Genomic DNA, 21,633 nt, shown 5'->3' on the forward strand with positions numbered 1-21,633 from the left:
CAGGCTTGGCGCTAGGCCGGCCCAGGACCCCGCTGGCGGATGAACTTGGCGGGATTGCCCCCCACGATGGCGTACGGCGGGACATCCTTGGTCACGACGGCCCCGGCGGCCACGATGGCGCCCTTCCCGATGCGGCAGCCCGGCAGGATGATGACGTTGGTGCAGAGCCAGACGTCATCCTCAATCACGACACCTTCGCCGGGTTCATAGCCCTGGTCGATCATGGGCACGTCGAGCGCATCGAACCGGTGGTTCCGGGTGAGGATGATGACTCCCGGAGCCATCATGACCTGCTGGCCGATGTCCAGCGGGCCGCCGACCCGGCAGTCGACGCCAAGCCCGGACCGGTCCCCGATGCGGATGCCTTTGCCGCTGCCGAAGTCCGCCCCGTGTTCGATGTTGACGGCGCGCCCCACGCCATCCAGCAGCCAGCGGCCCAGCCATCGCCGCAGAGGACCGGCTCCGAAGGCGTAGGCCCGGCTGGAGCCGGGCAGATGGCGGGCGAACCCGTAATAGAGGCTGAAGGCGAACAGGCGCTTCAGCGAGCTCAGGGCCGATTCGCCGGAGCGCCGGGCCAACCCCGCGTCGGAGGGCCCCTCGCACCCTCCCGCAGGTCCGGTCGAAGGCGGCTGGTCGGATTCGGAGGTCGGATGGTTCATGGATGAGCCTCGCTGGGGTCGTTCGGATGGGTGGCGGTTCTACCCTTGGCCCATCATGTTATTTATTGTAAATTACATTGCCACTTCAAAAATGATGCCGATATTGTGTTTATTGTATTCTCTTTGCAACCGGAGTCGCCCCTCAGCGCGGAGATGACGATGTGCCCTCTTGCAACCTTCTCGAATCAGCGTGCAGACCAGGATCCCTCCGTGCCGATCCTCAGGGTCCGTCTGGTTCCCCGCCTCAGGGCGGTCTTGCCGGGATTGGGCGTGGCTCTTGCCTCCCTGCTGACGCTCGTCGCCTGCGCCTCACCCGGGATGAAGCTGAATGTCAAACCCAGCACCAAGGTCACCACGACCCAGATGGATGGGATCCGCGTGACGCTGCATCCCCTGGATGACCAGGCGCTGAAGGCCCAGAGTGCCCGCGCCACCGAGTCCGTGTCCCTCGCCGAAATCACCCGTGGGGAGTTGCCGCCGTACCGGGTGGGTCCCCAGGACATTCTGCTGGTGACGGTCTGGGACCATCCCGAGATCACCCTGCCGCTGGGCCAGTTCCGCTCGGATGCGGCGACGGGGATGGTGGTGGATGAGGAGGGATTCCTCTATTTCCCCTATGTGGGCCGGGTCGCGGTCAAGGGGCTGACGACCTCCCAGGTGCGCGAGGCGCTGACGGCCCAACTCGCCAAGGTGCTGCAGAAGCCCCAGGTCGACGTGAAGGTGCTCGCCTACCGGTCCCAGAAGGTCTACATCGGAGGCGAGGTCAAGACGCCCGGGATGTACCCGATCACTGATGTCCCCTGCACCCTGGCCGAAGCGGTGAACCGGGCGGGGGGGTTCCTCGCGACGGCGGATGACAGCCGGCTGGTCCTCACCCGCGGGAACCGCTCGTGGCGCCTGGACTTCCAGGCCTTGATGGCGCCCGGCGACCGGGGCGGGCAGCTCCTCCTGAAGGACGGGGATTTCCTGCATGTCCCCAGCAGCAACGAAGATCCCGTCTACATGCTCGGGGAACTGGTCAAGCCGGGCATCATGCCGATGATCCACGGGAAGCTCTCCCTGGCCCAGGCCATCGCAGAGGCCGGCGGCATCCAGGGGATCAGCGCCGATGCGCGGTCTATCTACGTCATCCGCCAGGCCGGGGCCGCGGACTCGGTGGATGTGTTCCACCTGGATGCGCGTAATCCGGCAGCCATGGTCCTGGCCGACAACTTCCGCCTCAATCCGCGGGACATCGTCTACGTGGATGCCGGCACTCTGACCCGTTTCAGCAGGGTCATGGGAATGCTGGTGCCCACGGTGTCGGCAGCCGCCTCGACGGCCCTGTCCGCGGCTGAAATCCGGTATCTCAAAGTCCGCTGACATCTGATGGCGAACCTCTCCACGAACTCCATGGATCTTGTCTGTTGAAACCGGGGCGATCGCTGAATTTCATCCTCATCCTTTGCGAGGGGAACCATTGCCGAAGTCCCATGGCCGAAGGCCTCATGAGGGCCGAGTTGGGGGCCGCCATCCGCGTGGAGTCGGCAGGCCTGGCGGCGGAGGATGGCTATGCCCCGCATCCGGAGGCCATCCGGCTCCTGGCGGAGCGGGGCATCAACATCACCACCCATCGGAGCCGGCAGGTGACGCCCGCCATGGCCCTTGCGGCGGATCTCATCCTGGTGATGGATCACGAGCAGAAGGCCTGGTGCGAATCGCTGGTTCCGGGCACCCGGGGCAGGGTCTTCCTGCTCGGCTGCTGGCTGCCCCCGGAGCGTCAGGACATCGCAGATCCCATCCGGGAGCCCCCTGAAGCCTTCTCCCTCGCATTCGAAAAAATCCTCCAATCCGTACTGACCTGGCGAGACCATCTGCCCACCATCTGAAGGACGACATGAGCACCAATCCAGGACCGAAGCCGTCCCACCGCCGGAATGTGAGAACGGCCCATGAAGCGGAGGAGATCCATTTCTGGGAGTGGCTCGACGACCTGTGGGAAGGGCGGTATCTCATCCTCGCCGGCATGTTCCTGTTCCTGGTGGTGGGTGGCTGCCTGCGCTGGCGCTCGGTGCCTGTGTACCAGGCGGAGGGACTGCTGCAGATCTCTGCGAAAAAGCCGCTCCCGTCCGATCCGGCCTTCGCCAAGATGGAGCGGTTCTTTTCCGATCCGGGCACGGCCCTGGCCGAAGTCGAGATCCTGAAGAGCGATCTGGTCCTGGGCCGGGCCGTGCGCAGCCTGGGGCTGGATCTGGTCGCCGAGCCCGTCGATCTGACTCACTTCGGCCGGGGACACAACCAGGGCGGCACGCGGGCTCCTGAGCTGAAGCTGGAGGTCCTCCAGGTCCCGGAGCGCCTGATGTCGAAGGCCTTCCGGATCACGGTGCTCTCCGACGGGACCTTCCAGTGGCTTTCCCCCGCCGGCAAGCCCCTGGGCACCGGGAAACCTGGCGAGACGGTGTCTGCGGTCCTGGACGGGGACCCCCTCGCCCTGAAGGTCCAGGCCCTCGCCACCAAGCCTGGCCGTGAGTTCCTGGTGTACCGCAAGCCACTGGCTGTGTGCATCCGTGACTTGCGCCAGGGCCTGGAGGTGGCCGAGCGGGGCAAGGAAACCGATGTGATCGGGCTCGTCTACAAGGACACCAGCCCCGATCGCTGCGAAGACGTGCTCAACGCGATCATGGCCCAGTATGTCCAGTACCGACTCGAGAAGAAGGCGGGTGACGCCAACCAGACGCGCGCCCTTCTGGAACAGAAGATTGGGCCGCTCAAGGCCCAGCTGGACGAGTCTGAGCAGCGGCTCAACCAGTTCCGCAGCCGGTTCGGGGCCGTGGATCTCTCCCGGGAGGCGGAATCCCTGCTGACGCAGGGCACGAACCTGGGCACCCAGATCTCGAACCTCGAACAGAAGAAGCAGGAGGCCCTCCGCACCTACCAGGAGAACTCGGATGTGGTGAGGACCCTCAACCAGCAGATCGACCAGCTGAAGGCGGAGTCCGCGCGGGTATCCGGACGGATGCGGGCCCTGCCGGGCACCCAGCAGGAGGTCGTGCGCCTCTCCCGGGCGGTCCAGGTCAACACAGAGCTCTACACGGCGCTCCTGAACAACATCCAGCAGCTCCAGATCAGCAGCGCGGGTGAGGTGGGCAGCGTGGGGGTCGTGGACCCGGCCACGACGACCGGAGAGCCCATCGGGCCGAAGGCGCCCGTCATGCTCGCGTTCTACGCGGCCCTCGGGGCCCTGGTCGGCATCGGAGCGACGGTCATCCGTCAACTCCTCCACCGGGGCATCAAGGACCACCGCCTGATCGAGTCCAAGCTGGGGCTCCCCGTCCTGGTCACCATCCCCCACAGCCGCGACCAGGAGAAGCACTCCACGGCCGTCGACCTGGGGCTGGAAGGCTCCCACCTGCTCGCCGCCCACCAACCGGACGACCTCGCCATCGAGAGCCTCCGGAGCCTCAGGACCTCGCTGCTCTTCAGCCTGAAGGACGCGAAGAGCCGCACGATCATGCTCACCGGATCCAGGCCCTCGGTCGGCAAATCGTTCCTCAGCGCCAACCTCGCGATCATGCTGGCCCAGATGGAGGCCCGGGTGCTCCTGGTGGACGCCGATCTGCGCAAGGGCATCCTGCACCGGTACTTCGGTCCCAAGGGGCGGCTGACCGGTTTGTCCGACGTGCTCTCCGGCCGGTGCGACTGGTCTTCGGCCGCCAGTCCGACGGAATTCCCGGGGCTGGACCTGGTCAGCACCGGCGTCCTTCCGGCGGACGCCTCGCAGTTGCTTCTCTCGCCGCGCTTCGGTGCCTTCGTGGCGGAGGTTTCCGCCGCCTATGACTATGTGATCTTCGACGCTCCGCCGCTGCTGCCGGTGACCGATGGGACGATCATCGGCGCCTTCGTGGGCACCGTCATCCTGGTCGCCAAGTTCGGCGAGGATTCCATCGACGACCTGCGCGCCTGCCAGCAGCGGGCCGAGGGCCACGGCATCCGGATCGATGGCTGCATCTTCAACGACATCCTGCCGACGGGGTTGGGATACGGCTATCAGGGCTACCGGTATGCCTATCACTACAAGTACAAGTAGGCCCGCCATGGACGCTGCCACCGGGCGAAAGGGGTTCATGCGCAGCCTCGCCTCCCTCGCGGGGGGGGCGGCGGTCGGGCAGGCCATCGCCGTGCTGGCCACTCCCATCCTCACCAGGCAGTACAGCCCCGTCGAACTCGGCGCCTTCAGCGTGTTCTCCACCACCGCCCTGCTGCTCAACGCCACCAATTCCCTGCGCTATGAGATGGCCATTCCCGTGGCCGAAGACGAAGAGGCGGCGGGCCACATGGTCTGGCTCTGCTTCGTCCTGGTCGGGGCCTTCAGCCTGCTCCTGGGAGTCGCGGTGTGGGTCTGGGGCGGGGCCTTCTGCCGCCTGGTCAAAGTCCCTATCCTCGCCCCCTACTTCTGGCTGCTGCCCTTCACCACCGCCGCCGCGGGGGTCTATGAGGCGCTCAACTTCTTCGCCATCCGCCGGAAGGATTTCGCCTCCCTCGCCCAGTCCCGGGTTGTGCAGGGCATGACCCAGGCCTCGATCCAGGTCGGGCTGGGCTTCACGGCCGTGGGCACCATCGGCCTGGTGTCGGGCGACCTGGTGGGGCGGGTGGCGAGCTCGCTCCGGCTCGCCTGGAGCGGATCGTTCACCGCCATTCTCAGGCGGTTCTCCCTGGCCGGGATCCGGCGGGTCGCCGTCGCCTTCGTCCGTTTCCCGCTCTTCATGGCCGGCGCCTCCATCCTCAACCTGGCCGCCATCCAGGTCCCCTTCCTGCTCATCCCCGTCTTCTTCGGGGCGGAAGCGGCGGGGTACTACTTCCTGGCCTACCGCACGCTCTTCCTCCCGGCCAGCTTCGTCGGGAGTGCCATCTCGCAGGTGTTCCTGGGCGAGGCGGCGGAACGCGCCAGGGAGGGCGAGCCCTTGGCGCACATCACCACCCGCATCTTCCTCATCCTTTCGGCGGCCTTCCTGCCCCTCTACACCGTGGCCCTGGCGGGAGCGGGCCTCTTGTTCCCCGCGATCTTCGGCGGGCGCTGGGTCGAGGCTGGCCGGTATGCCCAGGTGCTCGCCCCCATGACGCTGGTCTGGTCTCTGGCGAGGCCCATCTGCGGGATGCTCCTGGTGCGGGACCGCCTCAAGGAGAGCCTTGCCTTCACCGTGTTCGAGCTCCTCGGGATCGTCGCGGCGATCTACTTCGGCCAGCGTTCCGGCTCCATGTACACGACGGCCATCTACATCTCCCTGTCAGGACTCGTGGTCTCGATCACCTCCGTGGGCCGGTTCCTCCATGCGGCGGGCGTCGAATTCGGACCTGTCGCGACCCGGTTCGGAATCCTCCTGGCCCTGAACCTTCCCCTGGGATTCCTGGTGTGGGGAGCGGCGCACCGGGCGAGCCTCCTGGGGACCTTGGCCGCGGCCGTGGTGGGGCTGGGCGTGGTGGGGATGCTCTCCTTCAAGTTCCTGCGCCGGGAGAAGCTGCTTTGATCCGGGTCGTGATGCTGGGCCAGCCTTTCTGGTCCCTCCGGTTCGCCGACATCCTGCGGGAGGGGAGCGGAGGCGAGGTCGAGGCCCGCTTCCTTCCCCCCGGGGATCTGGCCCGGCCCGGAGGTCTGCGGGTGGCGATGGCGGCGGACATCCTCCTCCGGATGGGGTACCGGCCAGGGGCGCGCACCTGGCGCGGGCGGCTCTTCGATGGTCTGTGGGCTTTCCTGAGGACCCTGAACCCCCGGGCCAAGGCCGTCCACTACTGGATCGGAACCGACGTGCTGCATACCCTCCAGGACCATCGCAGCGGCCGCCTCCGCCAGGGCCCGCTGCGTCGCGCCCAGGAAGACCTGCACTGGGCCGACGCCCCGTGGCTGGTGGAGGAGTTGGCCGAAGTCGGCCTGAAGGCGAGGTACATCGCCCTGCCGGTGCCCCTCCGCGAGGTCCAGCCACCCGCACGCCTCCCCGCCCCGTTCACCGTGCTCACCTACATCCCCGACACCCGCCCCGAGTTCTACGATGGGCCCACCATCCTCCGGGCGGCCCAGGCGCTTCCCGGCATCCGGTTCGAAGTCATCGGTGGCGAGGGCGCCTGGGTGCGAAGCCCGCTCCCCAACCTGACCTTCTTCGGCTGGCAGAAGGATGTGAGGCCCTTCCTGGCCCGCGCCTCGGTCGTGGTGCGCCTGGTGCGCCATGACGGCATGGGGGGGACCGTTCTGGAGGCCCTGCAGGCGGGCCGCCACGTCATCTACTCCCAGTCCATCCCCTGTGTGACCGTGGTCCCTTATCAGGATCCAGAAGCTCTGGAAAGTGCCCTCCGGGGGTTGCACGAGAGGTTCGAGGCGGGCGACCTGGCGCCCAACCTCGCCGGTCACCGGTATGTGCAGGAGATGTTCGATCTGCAACAGCGTTGCGATGCCTACCTGTCGGACCTTCGCCGGCACCTGGCTCCACCCGCACTCATGGAGGATCCGAAGCCATGATCCGACGCGTAGCCTACCTCTGCATGCAGGCCACCCGCGAGGGCCAGGCCTCTTACGCCCACGTGAACGAGATCATCAACGGGCTCCGCCGGCATGGCGTCGAGGTGGACCTCTATGAACCCTACTGGAGAGAGGGGGACCGGCCGCCCGGCCTGCTGGGGAAGGCCTGGGGCTACCTGACGGTCCAGTGCCGGCTCATCTTCTGCCTGCGGCGCTATGACCTGCTCTACATCCGCAGCCATTTCATGGCCGGGTTGGCCATCTGGGGGGCCAGGGCCCTGGGCGTGCCCCAGGTCCATGAGGTGAACGGCCCGCTTGAAGATTTATACGTCATGTATCCATGGACCCGGCGGCTGGATGCGCTTCTGAGCGCCCTCACGCGGTCCCAACGCCGGATGGCCGCCGCCATCATCGCGGTGACGCCCCAGATGGCGGCCTGGTGCGCCAAGGGCAGCGGGAACCCCAATGTCCACGTGGTGCCCAACGGGGCCAACCTGGATCTCTTCCATCCTGGCGCCCGCCACCCGGAGGCCCCCTCGGGCTCCTATGCCATCTTCTTCGGATCCTTCTCGCCCTGGCAGGGGATCGACACGATGCTGGAGGCCGTGAAGTCCCCGGAGTGGCCCGCGGGCACGCGCCTGGTCCTGGCGGGGGATGGCGCCGAGCAGGCGAAGGTGGAAGCCGCTGCAGCCGCGGATGACCGGGTGGTGTACCTGGGCGTGAAGGCCTATCGGGACCTTCCCGGTTTCGTGGCCCCAGCGGCCGTGGGGCTTTGCGTCAAGGACGATGGCGGCAATCACGCCAACACGGGCTGGTCTCCGCTGAAGCTCTACGAAATGATGGCGGTGGGCATCCCTGTGGTGGTCACCGATCTTCCGGGCCAGTTCGAGGTCGTGGAGCGCGCCCAGGCGGGCCTGGTCATCAAGCCCGGGGATGCCACGGCCCTCGCCAGGGCCGTGGCCCGCCTGGTGAATGAACCCGGCGAACGCCTTGCCATGGGCCGGCGGGGCCACGAGCATGTGTCCCGGGAACATTCCTGGGACCGCCGCAGCCTGGACACCCTGGACATCCTGCAGAGCGTCATGAAGGGAGCCGCGAAGGCATGATCCGTCTCCATGTCGTCATGATCCTGGCCCTGGCGCAGGCGATCTTCTCGGAGCGCCTGCTGGTCTCGCTGAACACCGGCGGGCAGGGGGTCATTCCGATCATGAACCTCTGCGAGCCCTGGGTTTCGCTCTTCCTGGTGGTCATCCCCTTCCGGGCCGAGGTGAAGAGGGCCCTCTGGACCCGGACCTTCGTCACCTATTGGCTGCCCTTCCTGGGCCTGACCTTCCTCCTCCCCATCCTGGGCGTGATTCTCGTCGCCTTTCCGATCAGGACCCTCTTCGCATCCTGGAACGGCCTCGTCCCCTTCACCTTCCTGGCCCTCGGGTGCGCGGGTGCGGGCGTGGCCCGCCTTCCGGAGGCGGCCAAGGCCCTGAGGGGGTATTTCCTGTTCGCGGTGCTGGCCCAGCTGGTCATGTCCCTCATCCAGACCCTGGGCCAACTCCGCTATCTGCCGGGCTTCCTCTCCTTCATCGACAACTGGGACTTCCGCTTCAAGGTGTTGTACCAGCCGGACAACATCATCCAGGGCCGCGCCACCGGGTTCTATCTCAATCCCAATTCGCTGGGCATCTGGGCCCTCCTGGCCCTGTGGACCAGCTTCTTCCTCCTGAAGGGCCGGCAGCGGGCCATCGGGGTTGCCGCATCCTTCGCCACCGTTCTCCTCTCCCAATCCAGGGGAACCCTTGCGGCGCTCCTGGCCAGCGCCGCGGTCTACGGCCTCCTCTGGATGTTCCTGTGGGCGAACCGGGAGCAGCGGCTGAAGGCCACCCTGCTGGTGGTGGTGTGCGCCCTGCCGATCGTGGCCCTCGCCATTCCCGGCACAGCCGAGTCCCTGCTGAAGCCCCTGAAGGGGGTCACCCTGGTGGAACGCGCCATCGACCGGTACGCCTCGGGGGCCAAAGTGCTTTCCCAGGGGGCCGCCGCCGATGCCAATTTCCAGGGCCGGACCGAGTACTGGGATGCGGCCTACGCGTATCTGGCCCAACATCCCTTCGGATCCCTGGGGTCCCCGCAAATGGTGATCAATCTGCCGCCCGACAACCAGTTCATCGCGGTCCTGGAGCAGGGGAGCTTCTATTTCCTCCTGGCCCTGCTGCTGGCGTTTTTCCGGGGGATCGGGCTCATCCGCGGGGCCGGGGCGCACGAGCGGCTCCTGGCGGTGGTCAGCATCGCGCTGGTGATCAATGGCGTGAGTGCGGTGCCCTTCGCCTATTCGGCTTCGTACCTGTACTGGCTGCTGGTGGGCGTCTACCTGGCCGGACGCGCCCAGGATCCTGACGAGGCGCCTGCCAGCAGGGCCATTCCGGGCGGCTGGAGGGTGCTGCGGGCCGGCACACTGGCCCGGTCCGAACCGAGGGAGGGATGAACATGGGCCACGGGGTGCAGCGCCCGGAGGACGCGCGGGATCTGTCCGGCCCGGTTCCGGCCAAGCGGATCTGTTATGTGACGACGCTGCACCTGACCCTGAGCCACTTCGTCCGGCCGCAGGCTGAATACCTGGTGAGCCAGGGCTGGGATGTCACCTGCGTCTGCGCAGACAGTCCCTCCCCGGAAGAGGGGACGGCAGCTGGCGCCCGGTACATCTGGATGCCGTTCAAGCGGGGCATCGACCCTCTGGGGATTCCGAGAGCCATCGTGTCCTTGTATCGCCTGTTCAGGCGGGAACATTTCGACATCGTCCAGTACTCCACGCCGAATGCGGCCTTCTACGCGAGCACTGCCGCATGGCTGGCGCGCGTCCCTGTGCGCCTCTACGCACAGTGGGGGATCCGGTACGTCGGGTTCGAGGGCCTGGCCCGCCGGCTCTTCAAAGGGCTCGAGCGGTGGTGCTGCAGCCGTTCGACGCTCATCGAGCCAGACAGCTTCAGCAACCTCGAATTCGCGATCAGGGAGGGGCTGTACCCGCGGGGGAAAGGCCGGGTGATCTGGAACGGCAGCGCGAGCGGGGTGGATCTGGCCCGGTTCGATGTCGCCCAGAAGGACGCCTGGAGGACCGCCTATCGAAAGCGGTTGAAGCTGGATCCCCACCACCTCGTGGTCGGTTTCGTGGGTTCCATCCGCCGGGACAAGGGCAGCAACGAACTCATCGCCGCCTGCCGGAGGTTTTTCGGCGGCATGCCTGATGCGCGGCTGCTGCTGGTCGGAGACAAGCTCTTCTACGAGACGATCGACCAGGACCTGCGCGACTGGGCCGAGCAGTCACCCCAGGTGATCCATGTGCCGGCGAATCAGGAGATACCCGAATACATGTCCTGCATGGATGTGTTCGCCCTGCCCAGCTACCGGGAAGGCTTCGGTTCGGTGGTCGTCGAGGCCGAGGCCATGGGGGTTCCGGTCGTCGTCAGCAATGTGCCCGGACCCATCGATGCCATGGTGCCGGATGCGACGGGCCTGATCGTTCCGGTGAGGGACGAGACCGCGCTGGCCGAGGCCCTGCAGGCACTCCTGACGGAGGCAGAGCGGCGCGCGGAGTATGGCCGGAACGCGGCCGCCTTCGTGAGGGACCACTTCGAGCGGAAGGCGTACTTCAAGCATGTGCTTGCCGACAAGGAGGGGCTGCTCTGAAGCGGGTTCTGATCACAGGCGAAGGCAGCTATGTCGGGCGCTCCTTCATGCGCCATGTGGGCGGGGCCTGCAGGGTGGACGAAGTGTCGGTTCGCGACGAGGCCTGGCGCACCCATGATTTCAGCCCCTACGATGCCGTGCTCCACGTGGCCGCCATCGTGCACCAGCCCCGCATCCAGGATCGGGACCTGTACTTCCAGGTGAATCGGGATCTTCCCCGGGAGATCTGCCGCAAGGCCGTACAGGAAGGGGTCCGCCAGTTCGTGTTCATGAGCACGATGGCTGTCTACGGCCGGTCGCCTTCCTACGAGGGCGCGGGCGAGATCACGCCGGCGACGGAATGCCGCCCCGGCACGCCCTATGGCGAAAGCAAGCATGCGGCTGAAGGCGACCTTCTGGAACTGCGGGCTCGCCACCCCTTCCGGCTGGGCATCGTGAGAGCCCCGATGGTCTACGGTGCCGAATGCCCGGGCAACTACTTCCGCCGGCTGATGTGGATGGGGCGCCGCCTGCCGGTGTTTCCGTCCCTGCGGGACAACCGGTTGTCCATGATCGGCATCCGGAATCTGTGCGAGCTGCTCCGATTGATCATCCAGCAGGAGGCCGAGGGCGTTCATTGCCCCGATGACCTGGACGCGTACGGCACACAGGATCGTCTGGGCGCAATCGCCAGAGCCTTCGACCGGGATATCCGCATGGCGAGGATCCCAGCCCCCTTCTCAGGCTGGCTGGCCCTGGAGCGTCTGGGCTCCCTCTACGGAGACCTCTATTACGGCGGAGGCTTCGATCACTTCAACGGCAGGTACGTCGTCGATTCCTTCCAGACCACCGTCGCCGCCTTGGCCACGGGCCTCCGGCTCCAGGCTCGGTGAACCGGCTGGGCCCCTAGGGATTCGGGGAACTGGTGACCGAGGTGCAGTTGGTGATCGCAAGCAGGGTGTTGGCCGTGAGCGGCTGCGTGTTGCCGGTCACGGTCAGTCCATCGACGGCCTTGAATGTGAGCACCGGGCCGGAGGCGGCCTGTGTGGCCTTGTTGTTGGTGAAGGTGATGTTGTACATCCGCTTGTATTGGTTGTTGTTGACGATGGTCAGCAGGGAGGCGTTGGCGGTGCCGGTCAGGGTGTTCCCCGTGATGGTGATGTTGCCGATCTGGTTGAAGGCCGTTCCACTGCCGCAGGCGAAGAACCCGGCTCCGACCCCCAGGTCGGGTCCCCAGGATCCAGCGGTGTTGTTCCGGAAAATGATGTTCGTCGCCGATTCCGTGCTGAGGTTCGGCTCGATGTCGAAGACGAAATAGCCGACATCGTCGAACTGGTTGTTCTCGATCAGGATGCTGTCGCCGGAGATCACGGAGACGCCCTGCCTCCCGGCGTCCCGGACATGGATGTTGTGGATGCGGACGTTGGCGCTGTCGCCGATCTTGACGCCGTCTCCTCCGATGCCATGAGCCAGGATGTCGAAGACTTCCACGCCGTTGCTGTTGTCGATCTCGACGGCGTGAGCCATCTCCCTGCCGGCGTTCCACACGCCCGGGGTCGGGTTGCTGGCTTCGAATTCAAAGCCTTTGATGATGATGTTCCGGTTGGTTCCGCTCCAGTACCCACCGTAGTTCCGACCGAGCAGGAAGAGGCTCTGCAGCTGGCCGAACCCGGCGGAGGGATTCAACTTGAGCTTCGACCCGTAGCCATCGAAGGTCAGGTAGGACCGATCCTTGAACTGGATACCCTGGCTCAACAGGTAGACGCTGCCCGTTGGGAATTTGACCACGGAGGGATTCGAGGCCGTCCCGTCCGGAACCGAGGTGAGCCAGGTGTTCAGGGCGGCGGTCACATCCGTGGCTCCGGTCCCGTCGATGGTGGATGGCACGAGGTAGGTCTGGGCGCTCAGGGTCGTGGATACCACCTGCACCTGCGCCTGCGAGGTGCTGCTGCCCACCAGGTTGGTGGCCTTGCAGGAGAGGGTGAGCGTCCCTGCCGTTCCGGCGGTGAACGTGGCGGTGGTCGCATCGGCTCCAGCGGTGATCGTTCCATTGACGATGGTCCAGGCGTAGGTGGAGCCGCTCTCCGGAGCCGCCACGCTGGCCTGCTGGCCCGTGGCGCCAGCGCCCATGCTGGTGGGGGCAACGATCTGCGGGGCGTTGGGAGGCGTTCCCTCGACCAGGACCTGGAGCGAGGCACTGCGAGTCAGACCTGCCTGGGTGGCTTGGCAGGTGAGTGAGAGGGTGCCGGCCTGATCCGCGGAGAACACCACCGAGGTGCCCACGTTGGATCCCTGGATGGTTCCGCCAAGGACACTCCAGGTGTACTGGACGTTCACCTGGGGCGAGGCGATGCGGGCTGTGAGCCCAGTGCTTCCCAGGGCCACGGCCGAGGGGGCGATGATGACGGGCGAAGCCGGGGAGGCGGACGGGGACGAGCTGGTGGTGGTCGTGGCCGAGGAGCTGCCGCTGCCGCCGCTGCAGGCGATCAGGGAGAAGATCGTCCCCACCACGATCGTTCCCAGCAATCGGAACTGGATGCTCCCTACGTGCATGGGGCCCCCGAGACGGTCTTGATCAGGCTTTGCGTTTGTCTTTGCGGAATCGGAATATCAGCAGGTCGATCGATGGCTGGACGATGAAGAGCCAGGCTCCAGCGTAGACAAAGGAAAGGGACACCTTCAGCCAGTTGGGGACCGTGGTGATGCTGTCTCTCAGCGCCCAGACTGGGAGAGCGGCCACAGGGATGGACACGAGGAGCGTGGTCAGGCAGATGGATCGGAACCTCTGCGGGCTGACGTGCAGCAGGCGTTCGGCCGCCGCATGGTCCTTCTGCTGGCTCACCCTGAAATAGTCCCGGTAGTGGCGGAGGATGGAGCCGCCGGCGGTCGGGCCACTCTGCTTGGCCACGGCCTCGAAGGTCCTGTGGTCGAGCTGCCTGGCGAACCGGATCGCCGCTCCCTGGGGGCCCTTCCGGACCACAGTCCCCTCGACCAGGATGTCCCTCCCGTCCCCTTCACCGGAGGGATGGAAGGCCAATCTGCATGGGCTGCCCACGGCCAGGGGCGGGGTGGGACTGAGCAGAAGCCCCCCCAGGCTGACGTTGACGGCCACGGCGCATTGCTGGGCCTCTCTGTCGGCCGTCGCCACCTCGACCGGGCTGGCGATGTGGATCCGCTTGGAGGCGCGCAAGTCATCCAGCCTTTCCATGGTGGAATCTCCTCCTGCTGAAGCTAGGCCTTGGGGGGGGCCCCGCCAGGAAAGTCCTTCCGGGTGGGGCGGCTCACCTCCTCCGGAGGGCGCCGGTTTCAAATGGTGAACTTCCTTGCATGATCTGCATATGTCTTTTTGAGTCATGGTGGTCATGCAGAAAAAAGCGATTGACGCTAAAATGGATGTGCTGTTTTTTATGATGGGATTTTCCCCGCCCTCAAGTGCCTCCGCACTTCCCAGGGCCCTTGCTGGAGTGGCCGACCCCGTGAGCCGAGCACCCATGACTGAACCCATCCGCTGCGCGCCTTTTTCGCCTTGGCCCTACTACAGTCCCGATGAGGTGCAGGCCGTGGCCCGGGTTCTGGAGAGCGGGAAAGTCAACTACTGGACGGGCCAGGAGGCCCGTGAATTCGAGAAGGAATATGCCGAGGCCGCCGGCTGCGAGAAGGGGATCGCCCTGTGCAACGGCACCTCCGCACTTGAGCTGGCCATCTACGCGCTGGACATCCCTCCCGGCTCCGAGATCATCACCAGCCCGCGGACCTTCATTGCCAGCGCGAGCTGCGCGGTCATGCGGGGCTGCATCCCCGTGCTGGCGGATGTGGATCCCGTGAGCCAGAACATCACCGCGGCCACCATCGAGAAAGTGATCACCAGGAAGACCAGGGCGATCATTCCGGTCCACCTGGGAGGCTGGCCGTGCGACATGGATCCCATCATGGACCTGGCAGAGTCCCACGGCCTCCGGGTGATCGAGGACTGCGCCCAGGCCAGCGGTGCGACCTACAAGGGCCGCCCCGTGGGGGGGCTCGGACATATCGGGGCGTTCTCCTTCTGCCAGGACAAGATCATCACCACGGGCGGAGAGGGCGGCATGGTCACCACCTGCGATCCCGAATGGTGGAGCCGGGCCTGGAGCTTCAAGGATCACGGCAAGAGCTGGGAGGCCGTCTACGATCGGCAGCATGCCCCGGGATTCCGCTGGATCCACGACTCCTTCGGAACGAACTGGCGCATGACGGAAGTCCAGGCCGCGATCGGCCGCATCCAGCTGAGGAAACTCCCGGAATGGACCCGCATCCGTCGCGAGAACCTCCATCGCCTGAACGAAGCCCTGGGCGCCCACGCCTGCATCCGGACCACTCCGGTCCCGGAGGGCATCGGCCACGCTGCGTACAAGGCCTATGTGTTCGTCCGTCCTGATCATCTGAGGGAGGGCTGGAGCCGGGATCGGATCATGGCGGAGATCAATGCCCGCAACATCCCGTGCTTCAGCGGGAGCTGCAGCGAGATCTACCTCGAGAAGGCCTTCACCGAACAGGGGCTCGGCCCCGCGGAGCGGCTCCCGGTGGCACGGGAACTCGGAGAAACGAGCCTGATGTTCCAGATTCACCCGACCCTCACCCGGCAGAACCTGGATGAGGCCATCGCCGTGTGCGACCAGGTACTCGGGGAAGCCTCCCGATGATTCCGTGATGACCCCCTCCCGCCCCGCCTACTGTTTCGCCAAGCGCACCCTGGACCTGCTGGGTGCCCTGGTGCTGCTGCCCTTCCTGACCCCCATCCTCCTGATCCTGTGGATCCTTGTTCGCCTGAAGATGGGCTCGCCCGCCGTGTTCAGGCAGGAACGGGCGGGACTCGACGCACGACCCTTCTGGATCGCAAAGTTCCGAAGCATGGTCGACGCCAACGATTCCGAAGGGAACCCGCTGCCGGACCCGGCCCGCATCACGCCCTTCGGCCGGATGCTGCGGCGCACGAGCCTGGATGAGCTCCCCCAGATCTGGAATGTGCTGAAGGGCGAGATGAGCTTCGTGGGGCCCAGGCCCCTGTTCATGGAATACGTGCCGCACTACTCGCCCGAGCAGCGCCGCCGCCTCGATGTCAAACCCGGGATCACCGGGTTGGCCCAGATCGCCGGCCGCAACATCCTGGGCTGGGAGGAGCGCCTGCGTCTCGACGTGGAATACGTCGACCGGGCCTCGGTCGCTCTGGATCTGTCCATCCTCCTGCGGACCGTGAAGAAGGTGCTCAAGTCGGAAGGAGTCCCGCCCACGGGGCTGGACCCGAATCAGAAATTCCGCGGAACCGCCCCCGCCAAGCCGCAGGACGACCCCTCGCCAGGATCGCCGGACGGGCCGTGATCGCGGGCCGAGCGGCTGCCGGGAACCCCGCCTAGGCCTCGAGCTGGGTGAGGGGGAGGGGGGATTTCAGGAGCGGGATCGCCGGAGGGTGCACTTCGGCGGAAGCCGTCTCCTGGCCGGAGGGAAGGGGCTCCTTGAGGTGCTTGCCCAGGCCGGATGGGGAGGGGCGATAGGAGGGCACCAGCTCCATGAATCGCTGGACGATGGTCCGTTGACGCAGGCCGTCGGGCAGGTCGATGGCCCTGCGCATGGCCTCCAGTCCATGCTCCAGGGAGTCCCGGTCGACCTTGGCCATGACGGCTTCGAACACCTTGGCGTGGACGTCCGATCGGCTCTGCTCCTGGTTGGTGAAGAGCTCTTCGTAGAGCTTCTCCCCCGGCCTTACGCCCGTGAATTCGATGTCGATGTCCAGGCCCGGCTTGAGCCCCGAGAGGCGGGCCATGTCCGTGGCCAGGTCGACGATCCGGACGGGCTCGCCCATGTCGAGCACGAAGATCTTCCCCGTATGCCCGTGCATGCCGGCCTGGAGCACCAGCTGGCTGGCCTCGGGAATGGTCATGAAGTAGCGGGTCATGTCGGGATGGGTGACCGTGATCGGCCCGCCGTTGCGGATCTGATCTCGGAACAGGGGGATCACGCTCCCCCGGCTTCCGAGCACGTTCCCGAACCGGACGCTCACGAACCGGCACTCTGCCCGCTCCTCCTGGGCGGCGCGGAGGACGAGGAACTCCGCGAGGCGCTTGGTGACCCCCAGCACGCTGGTCGGATTCACGGCCTTGTCGGTGGACACGTTCACGAAGTTCTTGGTGCCGACAGCAGTGGCGGCATTCAGGACATTCAAGGTCCCGAAGACGTTGTTCTCGATGCCCTCTTCCGGATGCTTTTCAAGGTAGGGGACATGCTTATGGGCGGCCGCATGGAATACGGACCTGGGATGCCAGGTGCCGAAGGCCTGATGGAGCCTCGTGGGATTCCTGATGTCGCAGAGTTCCACTTCGATCCGCTGGGCGGGGAACAGGCGGCGGAGCTCTCGCTCGATCTCCCAGAGGCTGTTCTCGCCTCGGCCGAGCAGGACCAGGGTGGACGGGTGGAAGTTGGCGACCTGCCTCGCCAGTTCGCTGCCGATGGAGCCCCCGGCACCCGTGATGAGCACCACCGATCCCTCGAGCTCCTGGCGGATGGCCCCCAGGCTCAGGGTGACGGGCTCGCGGCGGAGCAGGTCCTCGATGGCGATGTTGCGGATCTCCGGCTTCCAGGCCTGTCCGACCAGGAGGCTCTCCATGCTCGGCAGCGTCTTCACGCGGACGCCCTCCGCGTGGAGGGTGTTGGCCAGCTCGCGGATGCGGGCCCCGGGTGCGCTCGGAATGGCCAGGATCACCTGGGTGGCGCGGGTCTCCTTGATGATGATCGGCAGAAGCTTCGAGTGGCCGAGCACCGGGAATCCCTGGATCCGGATGCCCTGCTTCTCGAGGGCATCATCCACGAATCCGACGACATGGCACCGCAGGTCGGGATTGGTCCGGAGCTCCTGGCAGAGCTGTGACCCGGCCATGCCGGCCCCCACGATGAGGGTCCGCTGCGCCAGGTCCGTGGCCAGGGACTGGCCGGGGCGGGGCACCTTCCGGCGGCAGACCGTAGGCCGGGGCCGATGGGTGCGGGCAAACTGGCGATGGAAGTAGGCGACCACAGCCGCCCGCAACAGGATCCAGAGCAGCACCGTCACGGAACTGGCGGTCAGGGTGATGCTGGGGGGTTCGATCTTCCAGGGCACGAAGCCTTCGAGCCCGAAATAGCCCACCACGACGACGACCATGACCAGAAGGCTGATCAGGAACGAACGCACCTCCTCGAACCCGGTCAGGCGATAGAGTCGGCGGGTGTGCTGGAAGGCGAGGTTCACCGCCATCGCGAAGGCGATCCACTGCAGGATCGAGACGGGCTGGGGGAACAGGAGGTTGTCCAGGCTGTAGGCCACCACCCAGGCAAGTGCCGCGAAACCTGCGTCCAGCAGGACCTTCACGGCCTGGCGGACGTTGGGGAGCCGCAAGGCCTGTCTGATCCTTGCGGTGGCGCGGGTCTGGATCGGCTCATGATCGTGGTGCATGGAAGCCCCGGGGACTGGAAGGCGGTTCTGGAGGTGCGGGATCTTGCGGCCGAAGGGCGTGGATGGGGGCATTCCGAGAACGAGTCTTACTTCCAGGTCTGGGGTGCGGCATCCATCGGCGGTTCAAACATAGCAGGGGTCTTGCCAACAAGGACTCCAGGAATGAGTTGCATGGGTATCTATGTGAAAAAAATGATGCGTCAATTGGTGCTTGAATTCATTAAACCAACGAATCCCTGGGATCACAAGGTGAGTCAAAGTCTTGGTTTGTCAAGTATTGATGACAGGAGTGATGGGGGCGATCCGCCCCGGCCGCCACGAATCCCCTCAGCGAGGACGAAGGCTCAAGGCCTCCCTGGGCGCTTCCTGGGCCGCTTCCACGCCACCCGGCGGGGGCTCCGGCGAGCGGGCGGCGCGATAGGCCGGGAAGAACCCGGAAGCGGGCAGGAGTCCGCCGTTCAGCCGGGACCACTCTGCGGTCAGCGAAGCATAGCGATCCGAGTCATGGATGCGCTTGTAGGTCCGGAAGGGGACCCGGAGGGGCGAGAACCCGGCCTTGAACCGGAAGATGCCATCGCCCTCCCGATGGAACCCCCCCAGGATCATGCGTTTCTTCCCCGCCAGGGCGGTCTGCCTGATGCTTTCGTAGTGGTAGGCGTTGACCGGGCGCACGCTGGAATGATCCATGTCCATCGCGGACAGGTACCAATAGACATCGGTCGCATCCTGGAAATAGAGCCCGCCGGCCACGACCTCGCCCTGATGCTCCGCAAGGAGGAAGAACGCGTTCCTGGGCAGGGTTTCGAAGACCTCGAGGAGATACTCCGGGGGCAGGAAGTAGTGCTCCTGAGCGGAACGCCGTTCCATGGTCCGGCGGTGGAGGTGGTGGAAGGCCAGGACATCCCCGCGGGTCTCGGCGCGCCGGACGATCACCCCCGCCCGTCGGGCCTGCCTGACCTGGCGCCGGCAGTTCGGAGTGGCCAGCCGCCAGAGATCCTCTTCTTTCATGGACAAATCGACATACACGATCTCGCGGTTCACCTCGACCAGCGAGGGATCGAGCAGTCCGACGCCCTCGTTCCAGGGGTGCAGGTGGCCGAACTCAGCGATGATGCCCTGGGATTGGCAATAGGCCCCGAAGTCCCCGAGGAGGCGCTCCTGGGGAGGAAGCCCGGTGGCTCCGGGAGGCGACAGCGTGAGAAACGGGCCCGTGTATTCCGGGGTGCTGATGTCCCATTCCGACACCGCTCCGGGGCCGGGGACCGGGCGCAGGAAGAAGGGGTAGGCGACCCGGAAACCCTCCTCTTCCGACACGAAGAGCCGGGCCGACAAGCCCAGCTGGCGTTCCTGGATCCGGAGGAAATCCAAGCTGCCCATGATGCTGGTGTCCGTGGGGAGGGCGGCCCGCCAAGCCTCGGCGTCCTTCGTGGTCAAGACGCGGCAGGGGGTCATGGGCGGATGCCGGTGGGGCAGGATGTGCAGCGGTGGGGTGTGAACCCACGCCTCCGCCAGCCGGGCCGGCTGGGAGACGCGTGTGACCCCCCAGATCTTCCTGGTCCGGATGGCTGGAGGTGATCCCCGCTTTTTAACACGCTGGGCTCTGGATTCATTGGCTCCATTTTGGCCTCAGCCCAAAGTGGAGTCAACGGTCAACTAGTGAATTACCGGCAGGGGTGTTGGGCCTTCGGGCCGGCCCGCAGCCACCCAGGCGGTGATCACCGCATCCCCCAGGTGTTTGCCAGCCTGCTGCAGCTGGCCCTGGACAGTGGGTCCCTGCTTGGCCCAGAAGATCATCCAGTAGGCCTGGGAGCGGGCGGCTCTCCCGTGTCCGTCCACGGGCGTGGTGCGGTCCGCGGCGCGGTCATCCTCCAGCAGCTGGGGGACCAGGGCGTGGGAGCTGCGGAGCCAGTCCCAGGGGCGCTCGAGGATGCGCGGATCGGCGGCTGCCGGGAGCGCCCGCATCTCCTCCCGCAGCACGAACCGCTCCACCAGCCCGGTCTCCCAGCGGCTGTGGACGCCCCGCTGGTTGGTGGCCTGGCCGTCATGGTTCTCAGTGGTGTGGAGGGGCACGTGGGCGTCCGCCACATAGTGGCTTAGGATCGAGGTCGCCAGGGCCACCCGGGCGGCATCCCGGGCCCGGAAGGCGTCCACCAGGTCCCGCCACCGGTCCTGGATGATCCAGGGCACCACGCCCCGGCGGTAGAAATCGCCACCCAGGCGGGCCTGGGCCTGTTCCAGCGTCCGGGGAAGCTGATCGGGGCCACCGTAGGGTTCCATGTCGAGGAAGTGCCGAGGCCCCTCCTTGCGGTCCTGGCGCCAGTGGTCGGGATCCGAGGCGTGGTCCTCCACCTCGGCCTCGTGCCCCGCGTACCAGGCCTGCACTTCGGGGGGGAGGCCCTTCAGCGCGAGAGTGCAGACGATGCGGTGCCCCTTGTCACCCCAGGCAGAGAGGGGAAGGGCCGCCAGGAGCAGCAGGAGGACGGGTGCCTTCATGGGGCTACTCGGGAATGGTGCCGGTCCGCTCCCAGCGGGTGCGGGTGAAGAAGTGGCGGGCGGCGTCGATGAAGTCGGCGGCCACGTCCGTGGGGCCCTCGGGCACCCGGCCGTTGTCGTTGTCCGTATCGCCCTCGCGGAAGCTCCACCACACGATGAAGGGCCGGCCCCGCAGGTGGTCCATGGGCAGGAAGCCCCAGTAGCGGCTGTCCATGCTGTTGTCGCGGTTGTCGCCCATGGCGAAGAGGTGGCCCGGCGGCACAGTCACGGGGCCCAGGTTGTCCTTGAACCCCTCCTGGATGAGGCTGTTCATGGACTGCATCTGGTTGCGGTCATGCAGGGCCAGCACCTCCGAGTCCGCATGGCGCCAGAGGCCGATGGGATGCTCCGCTTCGCCGGCATACCGGGTCAGGGGCCAGGGACCGGGCGTGGGGCCCTCTGGATTCCGGCCGAACTGGAACTCGAAGGGGCCGGTGACCAGCTTGCCATTCACGTAGAGCCGCTTGTTCCGCATCTCCACCGTGTCGCCCGCCACGGCCACGCAGCGCTTCACATAGTCCTGGTCGCGGTCGATGGGGTAGCGGAACACGATGATGTCGCCGCGCTTCACGCCGCGCATGGGGAACAGCGTCTCCTCCCAGTGCCACTGCGGCTGGGCGAAGATGAACTTGTTGGCCAGCAGGTGGTCCCCGATCATCAGCGTGTTGCGCATGGAGGCGGAGGGGATCTTGAACTGCTGGCCCACGAAGGTCTTGAAGAACAGGATCAGGATCATCGCGAAACAGATGACTTCCAGGTTGTCCCGCACGGCCCCCTTGGCGGCGCCGGGGGGCAGCTCGATCTCGGTCTCGGGGGTCTTGTCAGGGGCGTCAGCGGCCATGTCG

General features: G+C 66.3%; 18 protein-coding genes. 11 read left to right on the plus strand and 7 right to left on the minus strand.

Annotation, left to right across the window (positions count from 1 at the left end; translation table 11 throughout):
* Positions 1-11: 11 nt before the first annotated feature.
* Positions 12-659, minus strand: a complete 648-nt coding sequence (locus MLE43_RS14725) for an acyltransferase (protein WP_275975973.1) — start codon at positions 657-659, stop codon at positions 12-14.
* Positions 660-929: 270 nt separating this feature from the next.
* Between MLE43_RS14725 and MLE43_RS00115 the strand changes: the two genes are divergently transcribed.
* The 9 genes from MLE43_RS00115 to MLE43_RS00155 are packed head-to-tail and all read left to right on the plus strand — an operon-like array spanning position 930 to position 11,690.
* The gene (locus tag MLE43_RS00115) at positions 930-2,021 is read left to right on the plus strand and encodes a polysaccharide biosynthesis/export family protein (RefSeq protein WP_243300594.1); all 1,092 of its coding nucleotides are present in this window, start codon (positions 930-932) and stop codon (positions 2,019-2,021) included.
* A gap of 44 nt (positions 2,022-2,065) precedes the next feature.
* Positions 2,066-2,527, plus strand: coding sequence for a low molecular weight protein-tyrosine-phosphatase (locus MLE43_RS00120; protein ID WP_275975974.1), 462 nt, complete (start codon positions 2,066-2,068; stop codon positions 2,525-2,527).
* A gap of 8 nt (positions 2,528-2,535) precedes the next feature.
* Positions 2,536-4,725, plus strand: a complete 2,190-nt coding sequence (locus tag MLE43_RS00125; RefSeq protein WP_243300596.1) for a polysaccharide biosynthesis tyrosine autokinase — start codon at positions 2,536-2,538, stop codon at positions 4,723-4,725.
* A 37-nt stretch (positions 4,726-4,762) separates the two neighbouring features.
* Positions 4,763-6,163 (plus strand): oligosaccharide flippase family protein, encoded by a 1,401-nt coding sequence (locus MLE43_RS00130; RefSeq protein ID WP_243300597.1) that lies wholly within the window; start codon positions 4,763-4,765, stop codon positions 6,161-6,163.
* On the plus strand, positions 6,160-7,146 hold the full coding sequence (locus tag MLE43_RS00135) for a glycosyltransferase (protein ID WP_243300598.1): 987 nt from the start codon (positions 6,160-6,162) through the stop codon (positions 7,144-7,146). Before MLE43_RS00130 ends, MLE43_RS00135 begins: the two co-directional genes overlap by 4 nt.
* Positions 7,143-8,252 (plus strand): glycosyltransferase family 4 protein, encoded by a 1,110-nt coding sequence (locus MLE43_RS00140; protein ID WP_243300599.1) that lies wholly within the window; start codon positions 7,143-7,145, stop codon positions 8,250-8,252. The genes MLE43_RS00135 and MLE43_RS00140 overlap by 4 nt, the downstream gene beginning before the upstream one ends.
* The gene (locus MLE43_RS00145; protein ID WP_243300600.1) at positions 8,249-9,619 is read left to right on the plus strand and encodes an O-antigen ligase family protein; all 1,371 of its coding nucleotides are present in this window, start codon (positions 8,249-8,251) and stop codon (positions 9,617-9,619) included. The genes MLE43_RS00140 and MLE43_RS00145 overlap by 4 nt, the downstream gene beginning before the upstream one ends.
* Positions 9,616-10,818 (plus strand): glycosyltransferase, encoded by a 1,203-nt coding sequence (locus tag MLE43_RS00150; RefSeq protein WP_243300601.1) that lies wholly within the window; start codon positions 9,616-9,618, stop codon positions 10,816-10,818. The genes MLE43_RS00145 and MLE43_RS00150 overlap by 4 nt, the downstream gene beginning before the upstream one ends.
* 11 nt (positions 10,819-10,829) lie before the next feature.
* Positions 10,830-11,690: an NAD-dependent epimerase/dehydratase family protein gene (locus tag MLE43_RS00155; RefSeq protein ID WP_338029061.1), complete on the plus strand. Its 861-nt coding sequence runs from the start codon at positions 10,830-10,832 to the stop codon at positions 11,688-11,690.
* Positions 11,691-11,703: 13 nt separating this feature from the next.
* Here MLE43_RS00155 and MLE43_RS00160 read toward each other — a convergent pair whose 3' ends face one another.
* Positions 11,704-13,350: a right-handed parallel beta-helix repeat-containing protein gene (locus tag MLE43_RS00160; protein ID WP_243300603.1), complete on the minus strand. Its 1,647-nt coding sequence runs from the start codon at positions 13,348-13,350 to the stop codon at positions 11,704-11,706.
* A 22-nt stretch (positions 13,351-13,372) separates the two neighbouring features.
* Complete coding sequence (locus tag MLE43_RS00165; RefSeq protein WP_243300604.1) at positions 13,373-14,005, minus strand: PilZ domain-containing protein; 633 nt, start codon at positions 14,003-14,005, stop codon at positions 13,373-13,375.
* Between the two features lie 283 nt (positions 14,006-14,288).
* Here MLE43_RS00165 and MLE43_RS00170 point away from each other — a divergent pair, with 283 nt between their 5' ends.
* Together MLE43_RS00170 and MLE43_RS00175 are read left to right on the plus strand one after the other, a co-directional pair.
* On the plus strand, positions 14,289-15,476 hold the full coding sequence (locus tag MLE43_RS00170) for a DegT/DnrJ/EryC1/StrS family aminotransferase (RefSeq protein ID WP_243300605.1): 1,188 nt from the start codon (positions 14,289-14,291) through the stop codon (positions 15,474-15,476).
* A gap of 7 nt (positions 15,477-15,483) precedes the next feature.
* Positions 15,484-16,152 (plus strand): sugar transferase, encoded by a 669-nt coding sequence (locus MLE43_RS00175; protein WP_243300606.1) that lies wholly within the window; start codon positions 15,484-15,486, stop codon positions 16,150-16,152.
* Between the two features lie 31 nt (positions 16,153-16,183).
* Here the strand turns inward: MLE43_RS00175 and MLE43_RS00180 are convergent, their stop codons facing one another.
* The 4 genes from MLE43_RS00180 to lepB form a co-directional block, all read right to left on the minus strand.
* Positions 16,184-18,256 (minus strand): polysaccharide biosynthesis protein, encoded by a 2,073-nt coding sequence (locus MLE43_RS00180; protein ID WP_243300607.1) that lies wholly within the window; start codon positions 18,254-18,256, stop codon positions 16,184-16,186.
* Between the two features lie 327 nt (positions 18,257-18,583).
* Positions 18,584-19,708 (minus strand): GNAT family N-acetyltransferase, encoded by a 1,125-nt coding sequence (locus tag MLE43_RS00185; protein ID WP_243300608.1) that lies wholly within the window; start codon positions 19,706-19,708, stop codon positions 18,584-18,586.
* A 201-nt stretch (positions 19,709-19,909) separates the two neighbouring features.
* Positions 19,910-20,749 carry a S1/P1 nuclease gene (locus MLE43_RS00190; protein WP_243300609.1) on the minus strand — a complete coding sequence of 280 codons (840 nt, stop codon included), beginning with the start codon at positions 20,747-20,749 and terminating at the stop codon, positions 19,910-19,912.
* Between the two features lie 4 nt (positions 20,750-20,753).
* Positions 20,754-21,629, minus strand: a complete 876-nt coding sequence (lepB, locus tag MLE43_RS00195; protein WP_243300610.1) for a signal peptidase I — start codon at positions 21,627-21,629, stop codon at positions 20,754-20,756.
* Between the last annotated feature and the right edge of the window lie 4 nt (positions 21,630-21,633).

Origin of the sequence: Geothrix oryzisoli, assembly GCF_022808865.1 — a bacterium.
In the GTDB taxonomy this organism is placed as follows: domain Bacteria; phylum Acidobacteriota; class Holophagae; order Holophagales; family Holophagaceae; genus Geothrix; species Geothrix oryzisoli.